The organism is Streptomyces pseudogriseolus (assembly GCA_002154585.1).
In the GTDB taxonomy this organism is placed as follows: Bacteria; Actinomycetota; Actinomycetes; order Streptomycetales; family Streptomycetaceae; genus Streptomyces; species Streptomyces pseudogriseolus.
This window is the reverse complement of record MUNG01000371.1, coordinates 1-4,418: the sequence shown is the minus strand read 5'-3', so window position 1 is coordinate 4,418 and position 4,418 is coordinate 1. Positions and strand designations below refer to the sequence as shown.

The 4,418-nt window shown below is 72.6% G+C and carries 5 protein-coding genes and 1 pseudogene; 1 reads left to right on the top strand and 5 read right to left on the bottom strand.

Annotated features, from left to right (window positions below):
* Position 1: 1 nt before the first annotated feature.
* Positions 2 to 955 carry an RluA family pseudouridine synthase gene (locus tag CCN29_RS27825; protein ID WP_086685362.1) on the top strand — a complete coding sequence of 318 codons (954 nt, stop codon included), beginning with the start codon at positions 2 to 4 and terminating at the stop codon, positions 953 to 955.
* Here the strand turns inward: CCN29_RS27825 and CCN29_RS27820 are convergent.
* The 5 genes and pseudogenes from CCN29_RS27820 to CCN29_RS27800 form a co-directional block, all read right to left on the bottom strand.
* Positions 949 to 2,550 (bottom strand): cytochrome P450, encoded by a 1,602-nt coding sequence (locus tag CCN29_RS27820; protein ID WP_006132312.1) that lies wholly within the window; start codon positions 2,548 to 2,550, stop codon positions 949 to 951. The two genes, CCN29_RS27825 and CCN29_RS27820, sit on opposite strands and share 7 nt — an antisense overlap.
* Before the next feature lie 60 nt (positions 2,551 to 2,610).
* Positions 2,611 to 3,231, bottom strand: coding sequence for a GTP-binding protein (locus CCN29_RS27815; RefSeq protein ID WP_006132311.1), 621 nt, complete (start codon positions 3,229 to 3,231; stop codon positions 2,611 to 2,613).
* Positions 3,212 to 3,622, bottom strand: coding sequence for a DUF742 domain-containing protein (locus tag CCN29_RS27810; RefSeq protein WP_031023374.1), 411 nt, complete (start codon positions 3,620 to 3,622; stop codon positions 3,212 to 3,214). Before CCN29_RS27810 ends, CCN29_RS27815 begins: the two co-directional genes overlap by 20 nt.
* Positions 3,619 to 4,026: a roadblock/LC7 domain-containing protein gene (locus CCN29_RS27805; RefSeq protein WP_006132309.1), complete on the bottom strand. Its 408-nt coding sequence runs from the start codon at positions 4,024 to 4,026 to the stop codon at positions 3,619 to 3,621. The genes CCN29_RS27810 and CCN29_RS27805 overlap by 4 nt, the downstream gene beginning before the upstream one ends.
* Positions 4,023 to 4,418 (bottom strand): annotated as a pseudogene (locus CCN29_RS27800) (ATP-binding protein); the annotation flags it as partial. The pseudogene CCN29_RS27800 and the gene CCN29_RS27805, both read right to left, overlap by 4 nt.

The window sequence follows — 4,418 nt, the reverse complement described above, 5'->3', positions numbered from 1 at the left end:
CGTGAGACGCCGCCGCACCCCCATTCCTCCCCCGCCCCTGCCGCAACGCGACGGCGTGGACCCGGTCCGGGTGCGTCTGCCCGCAGGCGGCCCCGGCGCAACGGTCCGCGAGCACCTGGTCCAGCGCCTCGCCGCGAACCCCGCGCTGATCGACCGCATGTTCGCCGCAGGCGAGATCGTCGGCGCCGACGGCCGCCCCGTCCCACCGGACACCCCGTACGCCCCGGGCCTCTGCGTCTGGTTCCACCGCGAGATGCCGGAGGAGCCCCTCGTCCCGTTCCCCCTGCACGTGCTGCACGTCGACGACCACCTCGTCGTCGTCGACAAGCCCCACTTCCTGGCCACCACCCCCCGCGGCAGCCACGTCCGGCAGACCGCGCTCGCCCGGCTCCGCCACGAGCTGGGCCTGCCGCGGCTGACCGCCGCGCACCGCCTGGACCGCCTCACCGCCGGACTGGTGCTGTTCACCGTGCGCCCCGAGGAGCGCGGCGCCTACCAGACGCTGTTCCGCGACCGGCGGGTGCACAAGGTGTACGAGGCCGTGGCCCCCCACGACCCGGACCTGCGCCTCCCCCGCACCGTGCGCAGCCGGATCGGCAAGGAGCGCGGGGTGCTGACCGCACGGGAGGTCGACGGGGAACCGAACGCGGAAACCCACGTGGAACGGCTCGCGCACCGGGCGGACGGCCTGGCCCGGTACCGCCTGGTGCCCGGCACCGGACAGACCCACCAGCTCCGGGTGCACATGAGCGCCCTCGGGGTGCCGATCCTCGGCGACCCCCTCTACCCCGAAGTCACCGCCCCGGTCCCGGCCGGCGACTTCCGGCGCCCGCTGCAACTGCTGGCGCGGGAACTGGCGTTCACCGATCCGGTGACGGGGGCGGAACGCCGGTTCACCAGCGGCCGGACGCTCGGGGCGTGGGTGTCGTACGAGGAGTGGGCGGCGGGTCAGTAACCGCGCCACCACCGCAGGAACCGCTGCCAGGCGCCCTTCGGCGGCTCCGGCCGGGCCGGCGGGGGCGGCACGGGCACCGCGGTGGGCGCCGGCCCCGGAACCGGACCCGCGCCCGGCATCCCGCCGCCGCTCGTCACCGCGCCGGCGCCTGCGTCACCGCCCCCCACGGACACAGTCGCCGGAGTCGCCGGAGTGGCCGAAACGGCCGCCTCCGCCGCCCCCTGCCGGGGGATCCCCCCGATCTGCCAGTCGTACGCCGCGGGCGACGGCGCGATGACCTCGTGGCTCGGCGCCTGCGTGATTTCCTGCTGCGGCCGGGGCGTGAAGTGCACCGGCAGCGACACCAGATGGCGCGAGGCGATGGACTCGGCGAAGGTCAGCTCCTCCTCCGCACAGCTCAGCTCGACGTCCGGCAGCCGCATCAGCAGGGCGTCGACGCCGACCTCGGCGATGACACGGCCGATGTCCTGGCCGGGGCACTCGTGGGTGCCGCCGCCGAACGCGAGGTGCGAGCGGTTTCCCTGCATGTCGGCGGTCGGGTCGGGGCGGACCCGGGGGTCGACGTTGGCGGGCGCGGGCGCGAACAGCAGCCCGTCGCCCTTGCGGATGCGCTGCCCGCCCAGCTCGGTGTCCTGCTTGGCGTAGTAGGCGAAGATGGTGCTGAACGGCGGTTCGTCCCAGAGGAGTTGCTCCACGGCCTGGGGCACGGTCATCTGGCCGCCGTTGAGCTGGGACCGGAAGCGGGGGTCGATCAGCACCTGGCGGAGCACGTTGGCGAGAAGGTTCGCGGTGGCCTCGTAGGCGGCGATCAGCACCACCCGCAGATGCTGGCTGACCTCCTCGTCCGACAGTCCGGCCGGGTGGCTGACGAGGTGGCCGGTGAAGTCGTCCTGCGGCTCCTTGCGGCGGCGGGCGGTGAGGCGGTTCAGCGCCTCCATCACGAAGGCGTTGCTGGCGATGGCTGTCTCGGTGCCGCGGATCATGTCGCGGGCGGCCTGCACCATGCGGTCGTCGTAGTCGTCGGGCATGCCGAGGACGTGGCACATCACGGCCATCGGCAGGTGCTCGGCGTACTGGCTCACCAGGTCGGCCTCGCCGGCCTCGCAGAACCGGTTGACGACCCGCTGGACGCTGCGGTTGACGTGCCGGCGCAGACCGCGGAAGTCGGTGGCGGCCACGGCCGTGTCGATGGCGCCGCGCCAGCGCCGGTGCTGCTCGCCCTCGGCGTGGGCGCACATCGGCTGCCAGGCGATGTGCGGCATCAGCGGGTGGTCCGGCTTGACCAGGCCGTCGCGCAGCGCGGACCAGATGCGGCTGTCCTTGGTGAACTGCGCCGGGCTGCGCACCAGTTGCTGGCTCTCGGCGTGGCCCAGCACGATCCACAGCGGCACGTCGTCGTGGACGAGCACGGGCGCCACCGGGCCGTGGTCCTCGCGCAGCCGCTCGTAGAGCTTCTTCAGGTCGTCCGACTCGTGGAGCCGGGCGAGTCCGCCGGCTCCGCGGCCGTGCGCGGGACATCCGGGGGGCGGTGCGGGCCGGGCGTCGTCGTCACCGGCCGGGCGGTCCGGCGTCTGGGAGTGGGATTCAGGCGTCACTGTGGTCGCTCCGAAGAGGGGAAAGCCAGAAGGGTCCGGGAAGGAGGAAGGTGCCGCGCGTCAGGTGAGCGAGCCCGTCATGGCGAGCGAGTGCAGGAAGCGCATCAGGGTCATCAGCACGTCGCGGCTGGAGGCGCGGCGCCGCACGTCGCACTCCACGATGGGGATCATCTCAGACAGGTCGAGCGCGGACCGCAGGTCGGAGAGGGGGTAACGGGGCGCGTCGGGGAAGGAGTTGACGGCGACGACGAAGGGCACGCCGCGTTCCTCGAGGCGGCCCATGACGTCGAAGCTGACCTCGAGGCGGCGGGTGTCGACCAGCACGACCGCGCCGAGCGCGCCCTCGAACAGGCCGTTCCACAGGAACCAGAAGCGTTCCTGGCCCGGCGTGCCGAACAGGTACAGCACCAGCTCGTCGGTGATCTTGATGCGGCCGAAGTCCATGGCGACGGTGGTGGCCGTCTTGGACGCGGAGCCGTAGTTGTCGTCGACCCCGATGCCGGCCTGCGTCATGGTCTCCTCGGTGGTCAGCGGTTTGATCTCGCTGACCGAGCCGACCATGGTGGTCTTGCCGACCCCGAACCCGCCGACGATCACGATCTTCACCGCGGACTGCGCCGTGTGGGGCAGCTGGTCCTCGGCGCGTGGGCCCGGGGTGGTGTCAGAGCCGTTGAAGTCCATGCATCACCGCTTCGAGAAGGGAACGGTCCGGGAGCGCCTTGCGGACGATCGGGGAGCGCGCCTGGACCAGTTCCGCCGTCAGCAGTTCGGTGATCAGCACGGTCACGACGCTGAACGGCAGACTGAGATAGGCCGACAGTTCGGCCACGGACAGGGGGGCGACGCAGAGCCTCAGCAGCGCCGCCTGCTCGGGGGTCGCGGAGGGCGGGGGGTCGGGTGAGCGCGCCACGATCAGTGTGACCAGGTCGATGTCGGCGCGCTCGCCGTCCGGTCCCGCGACGACGTACAGCCGCTCCGGGTTGCCGCCCTGGCCCTCCTTCTTGGCCGGGGCGGCCGGCTCGGCAGGGCCGTTCTGCCCGGGAGTGCGCCTCTGGCGTTGGGGAGGAGTCATACGGTCTGCCCGTTCCGTCGGGGCGGACTGGTCAGATGGGCGCCGATGCGGACGACGAGGTCGCGCATCATGCCGCCCATGCGGCCGGGTTCGCAGGTCATGTCGGAGAGCACCGCGAGGTAGGCGTTGGCGCCGGCGGCCATCAGGTAGAAGTAGCCCTCGTCGATCTCGATGAGCACCATCTTCATCTCGCCGTCGCCGTGCGGGAGTTCCTGCGCGACGGCGGCGGCGAGGCTCTGCACGCCGGCGCAGGCGGCGGCGACCCGGTCGGCGGCGTCCGGCTCGCCGCCGTAGCGGGCGATGCGCAGGCCGTCGGCGGAGAGCACCACGATCATCTCGACGCCGGGTACGCCGTCGGCGAGCTCCTTGAGCATCCAGTCGAAGTTGGCTCGTTGCTGGATCACTTGAGGTCCCCCTCGTCCTCGGCCTCGGTGCGGGCCGGTTCGTTGATGAGATGCAGGTAGGCGGTCGGGTTCCGGGTGAAGTCGGTGGGGTGGACGTCCGGGTCGAGGTCCTTCTTCAGTCCCTCCCAGAAGGCGTCGACCCACAGCCCGGGTTCGCGGTCGTTCTGCTTCTTCTTCTCGGGCTCGGCCGCGGCCCAGATGTCGTGGTACTCCTCGCCGCGCTCCTTGGCCTCCCGCTCGGCGCGCTCGGCGGCGGCCTGCTCGGCGTAGCGCTGGGCGAGCGGGGTCTTGACGCGGCTGCGGCGCTGCGGCAGGCCGCCCGCGGTCCACTCGGTGACCTCGGGGACGTCGTCCTCCATGGCGGCCGTGGCGGGGATGCGGGGGCTGGTGGG

Coding starts and splice junctions, on each gene's coding strand:
- CCN29_RS27810 (WP_031023374.1), bottom strand. CDS start 3,622: ATGACTCCTCCCCAACGCCAGAGGCGCACTCCCGGGCAGAACGGCCCT.
- CCN29_RS27815 (WP_006132311.1), bottom strand. CDS start 3,231: ATGGACTTCAACGGCTCTGACACCACCCCGGGCCCACGCGCCGAGGAC.